General features: G+C 24.6%; 3 protein-coding genes. All 3 read left to right on the top strand.

The features are described 5' to 3' along the window. Positions 1 to 142 precede the first annotated feature (142 nt). A complete protein-coding gene (locus tag RWY47_RS10260) occupies positions 143 to 1048 on the top strand; it encodes a DUF4097 family beta strand repeat-containing protein (protein WP_224170276.1) in 906 nt (301 codons plus the stop codon). Positions 1049 to 1237: 189 nt separating this feature from the next. Next, the gene (locus tag RWY47_RS10255; RefSeq protein ID WP_025163090.1) at positions 1238 to 2143 is read left to right on the top strand and encodes an HD domain-containing protein; all 906 of its coding nucleotides are present in this window, start codon (positions 1238 to 1240) and stop codon (positions 2141 to 2143) included. Between the two features lie 21 nt (positions 2144 to 2164). After that, a partial coding sequence (locus RWY47_RS10250) for an AAA family ATPase (RefSeq protein ID WP_316030318.1) occupies positions 2165 to 5589 on the top strand: 3425 nt, incomplete at its 3' end.

The raw sequence follows: 5589 nt of genomic DNA, 5'->3' as shown, positions 1-5589 counted from the left end.
ATATAAAGTAATAGGCATGTATATTTTAGGATATATTAAAGTATAAAATGGATAAAATAAAATTCTAAAATTAATATTAGTTGAAATTTAAAATATATTTTATTAAATATTTTAGATATAAATTAACAAAGGAGTTGTAAATATGAAAATAAAAACTATAGTTAAGGTATGTGTACTTGCTATTGGAGTTGGATTTATATTTACTGGAATGGGGTATGCTTTTAACAAAAATGTATTTATAGAAAATAAAAAAATTATAGATAGCGATAATTCTACTAGTGAAGAATATTTAGTTGATAGTAAACAAATAGAAGAATTTAAAAATATAAATATAGAAACAGATTTAAATAGTATTGAAATCATACCATCGGATCAGTATAAACTAGATTTAAAATATAAAAAGGATTATATAAACATAAAATACAAAATAGAAAATGAAACTTTGAGTATAAAAGAAGAAAAAATTAAAAGTGATACATACAACTTAGAATACTATAAAAAGAATAAAGATAGTAGTATCAGGATATATATACCTAAAGGGTCAAAATTAAATAATTTAAGCTCATCGTCAAATATATCTAACATACACTTAAATGAACTCAATGTAGATAATATGGATTTAAGTTGTGATACAGGAAATATAAACATAGATAAATGTAAAGTAGAAAAATTAAATATTATAACTGCAACAGGGAGCATAAATGTAAATGAATTAGATAGCCTAGATTCCAAATTTAAGAGTAATATGGGAAACATAAATATATTAAACAGTAGTATAAAGGAAAATTTAGAACTGAGTAATAATTTGGGACATACTAAATTTAAAGGCAAAATTTTAGGCAATATTAATGTTTCTAATAATTTAGGAAATATTGAGCTTGATATAGATAAAAATGAAGTTGAATATAACTATAATTTGAAGACTGATAGTGGGAATATAATTATAAATGATGAAGCTAAAAGTAGAAAGTTTACAAAAGACAATAAATCCGAATTTAATATGAATTTAAAATGTAACTCTGGAAATATAAATTTAAAATTAAAATAGATAAAAAAGTACTTAAATCAATAAATAGATTTAAGTACTTTTTTTATGTTAATTAAATTATACTTACTATAAATATTGGATAAATTATAAAATGTAGACTAATTAATATACTTTATATATTTTGTAAATAATAACTTTAAAATAACTTTAAAATAACTTAAAATACATAGGATTTAAAAGGAGGATAACATGACTCATAAAAAGGAATTTCTAAAGGATATAGATATGAATAAAAATTTTAAAACATCATTAATGGTAATGAAAAAAATACATAAAGATAGCAATATGACAACGTATATACTTACAGATAGAAGTGAAGAAATTAAAGCGAGAATATCTAATAAATTTAGGTTAAAACCAGGTCAAGTTATAGAAATAGAGAGTAAAAAAGAACCGACTATGGATGAAGTTAAAAGCGTAAGGATAATAGAGTCTGATTATGAATTAGATGACTATTTACCAAAAGTAAAAAGACCTATCCAAGATATTTTAAAAGAGATAGAAGACATAAGTGATGAATTTATAAAATCTGAAGAAGCTAAAGTCTTAAATGATTACTTTTTTAAAGATGAAGAATTTTTGGACAAGTTTAAAAAGGGAATAGGTGGGGTATCAATGCATCATAACTACATAGGAGGTTTAGCAGAGCATACTCTTGGAGTTATGTACTTATCCAAGATACTTTGTGATAGATATAATTGTAAGAATAAAGAGATAGCGATATTAGGAGCGAAACTTCATGATATAGGTAAACTTTATGAATTAGATTACAAAGGTCCATTTAAGTATACTTTGCAAGGTGAGTTAGAAGGGCATATAGCAATAGGTGTTCAAATGATAGACAAAGCTATAAATGAAATAAGTTATGAGTTTAGTGAAGATTTTATAAGAAGAGTTAAAGGGTGTATAATACAACATCATGGAAAACTTGAATATGGATCTCCTAGAGAATGTAACATGGAAGAGTCGTTTATAATAAACTTTGCAGATGGGATAGATGCAACTATGAATAAGATTAATCAGATTAAAGAAAAATCACAAAATGATGGATGGACTGATTATGATAGAAGATTAGACACGCGATTATATCTATAAACTCTTAGAAAGGGGATAAAAATGATAAATATAAATGAAAAATTTACAGAGATACAAAAAAGCCTAGAAAAAGAACTTATAGGACAAAATGAATTTATTAAAGATTTATGTAACTACTTTAACTATAAGTTTTCAAAAAATGAAAAAGGTATTTTAGTTTTAGTTGGAGAAAAGGAAACTGCTAAAAAAACTAGTATAAGACGAATATTTGAAAATTTAAAAGGTACCGACTTATTAGGTAATCCACAAGTAGATGAAATTGATTTAGGATCATATAATTTTAATTTAGGGTATAATGCTTTTTTAACAGATTTGTATGAAAAATTAAGTTCAGATTCAGCTTGTGTAATGTTTAAAAATATAGAAAAAGCAAGTGGAGAAATTCTAAAAGTATTATCTAGCTTATATCCAAATTCATGCTTAAACTTAAATGATGATTATATTATAAAAAATAAGTTTTTAGTTAAAGCAGATAATGAGGAAACAGGAACTATAGATAAAATTGTTTGTCATAATAAATTTTTAGTATATATTAGCAACAATGAAGAATTTGAAATAGATAAATATTTTAATGAACAATTTAAATTGAATATAGACAAAACTTTACATGCAAAACCATTAAATAGAAATGAACGAAATAAAGTAGTAAAAAGAGAAGTGTTAAAAACTATTAGAAATGTAGAAAAGGAATTTAATATTAAAATAACTCTAGATATAAATGAAGATGATAAGGGGGATGAATACTTTGGAATATGTAGATTCCTTCAAGAAACATATCAAAAAGACTCAAATTTTGGAATAAGTGAATATGTTTCTTATAAACTATGTAAGCCATTAACGAATTTAATAAGAGAAGAGAGATTAAAAACTATAACTGATGCGCTTATATATGTTAAAGATAATGATATATATTGCAAAATAAATGATGAAGAATTGAACTTAAATGAATATTCAATGCCTACAGTAGAAGAAGCTGAGTATAAATTAAATTCTATAATAGGGATAGAAGATTTAAAGATATTTTTAAATAATGTTAAAAACAATTATAAAGTTCAAAAAATAAGAGAACGTTTAGGACTTAAGACATCTAATATATCTTTAAATATGATTTTTGCAGGAAATGCAGGTACTGGTAAAACTAACGCCGCAAGAATAACATTTGAATATTTAAATTCTTTAGGAATTTTATCAAAAGGAATATATAGAGAAGTTAGTAAAGCTGATTTTGTTACAGAAAATGTAGCTGATACATCAAAAAGAACTATAGATATAATAAACTCTGCTATAGGAGGAGTTTTATTTATAGATGAAGCATACTCATTATGTGAAAGTGACGATGATAAAGTAGGAAAAGAAATCGTAGATGCTTTACTTAAGGGAGTAGAAGATAATAGAGATGATTTAGTTGTTATTTTAGCTGGATATGAAAAAGATATGGACGAATTTTTAACATTTAACTCAGGTCTTAAATCAAGATTCCCAAACATTATTCATTTTGAAGACTATACTCCTACACAGATGTATGAAATTGCGTTAAATATTGCAAAATCAAAGGGATATAGAATTGCAAAAAACGTAAAACATGATTTAATAGATTTATTTGCAAAGAATCAAATAAATGGTAAAAATGACTTAGGAAATGCAAGGTTTGTTAGGAATATAGTTGAAAATGCTATATTGGATGCTTCTAAAAAATATTTAACAGATAAATCTAAACAAATAGATTTACTAGAGAGAGATAACTTTAACTTTAAAGCAAAAACTAAATTTGATCTTGAGGAAAAATTAAGCTCAATAGTTGGATTAACAGAAGTTAAAAACTTATTAAGAAGTCAATATAAACTAATTGTAGCTCAAGAAAAGCGAAAATCAGCAGGAGTAAGTACAAAAATTGAACAAAATTTAAATATGGTGTTCGCAGGAAATCCTGGTACAGGAAAAACTAGTATTGCTAGATTAGTTGCAGAGATGCTAAATAGTATGGGACTTTTAAAAGTAGGACAACTAGTTGAGACAGATAGATCTAGCTTTGTATCTGAACTGCCAGGACAAACATCTAAAAAGACAGAAGAGAAGTTTAAAGAAGCTATAGGTGGAGTGCTTTTTATAGATGAAGCTTATACATTAGCTAATGATTCACTAGGAAGAGAGGCTATAGAAACATTACTTAAATTAATCGAAGACTACGGAAAAGACGTAGTTGTTATACTTGCTGGATATGAAGAAGAAATGGAAGACTTTTTTGATGTTAATATAGGTCTTAAGTCAAGATTTCCTATATGGACAGTTTTTAAGGATTATAATCCAAATGAGTTGCTAGAAATGGCTATAAAATTAATTGAGAATAAAGGATTTAAGTTATCTAAAAATGCGTATACATCTTTAAAAACAAGTTTTGAGGCTATATATGAAGAGGCTGATTCACAGTCAGGCAATGGTAGAATGGTAAGGAATTATGTTGAAAGTTTGATTAGAAATCAAAGTATTAGAATAGCTGAAGAAGATATAAGTGTTTATGAAATGAATTTAATAACGGTTAAAGATATAGAAAAGATAAACATGTCAGACTATGAAAACACTTTTGATTTAGAAGAAAAACTATGCAACTTAAAAGGAAATTGTAAAGCTAAAGAATTTTTAAGAAGTCAGTATAAACTAATGAAGATAGAAGAAAAAAGAGAAAAGCTAGGAAAGAGAAGTAGAATAAATAAATATAAAAATATTATCTTTACTGGAGATACAGGTACAGGTAAAAAAAGAGTTTTAAGCATTTTATCTGAAATGTATTTTAGTAAAGGTCTTATAAAAGCTAAAAGTATAGTTGAAATAGATAAAGATGAGATAGTATCTAGTATAAACAGTGGGATGGATCTAGAAGATATATTAAATAAGTCTATAGGTAAAGTAGTTTTAATAGATAAGTTTGATTTACTTATTAATGAATATAATTACAATGAAATAGTATCTATGCTTATCAAGTTTATAGATAAAAATAAAAGCAAAATAATACTAGTTATATCAGGTAATAAAGTTGGAATTGATAAAATATTATTAGAAAATCAATCACTTAATTACAGATTTCCTTTATATTTAGATTTTAATGGATACAATGAAGAAGAACTTTATGAAATATGTTTAGATACTTTGGACAATAAAGGATTTATTTTAAATGAAGAAAGTTATGAAACGCTGAAAAATACAATGAACGAATTATATAATAATAAAAATATACTTTTAAAAAATGCTTTTATGGTAAAAAGTTATATAGATACTCTTGTAAGAATTCAAAGTTGTAGAGTATATGATAATAAAGTAAATCCAAAGGATATAAATACTATAGAAAAAGGAGATATATTAAAAGGAAAAAAAGAATTTATTGATAAAAATCTAAATCAAAAAAATATTGAAGAAGAAAATGAAATAAATTCAATTGAATTAGATATAAT

The sequence above is a fragment of the Paraclostridium sp. MRS3W1 genome (assembly GCF_032465715.1).
GTDB classification, from domain to species: domain Bacteria; phylum Bacillota; class Clostridia; order Peptostreptococcales; family Peptostreptococcaceae; genus Paraclostridium; species Paraclostridium dentum.
Note: the sequence above shows the minus strand (reverse complement) of the source record. Positions and strands in the feature narration are given on the sequence as shown.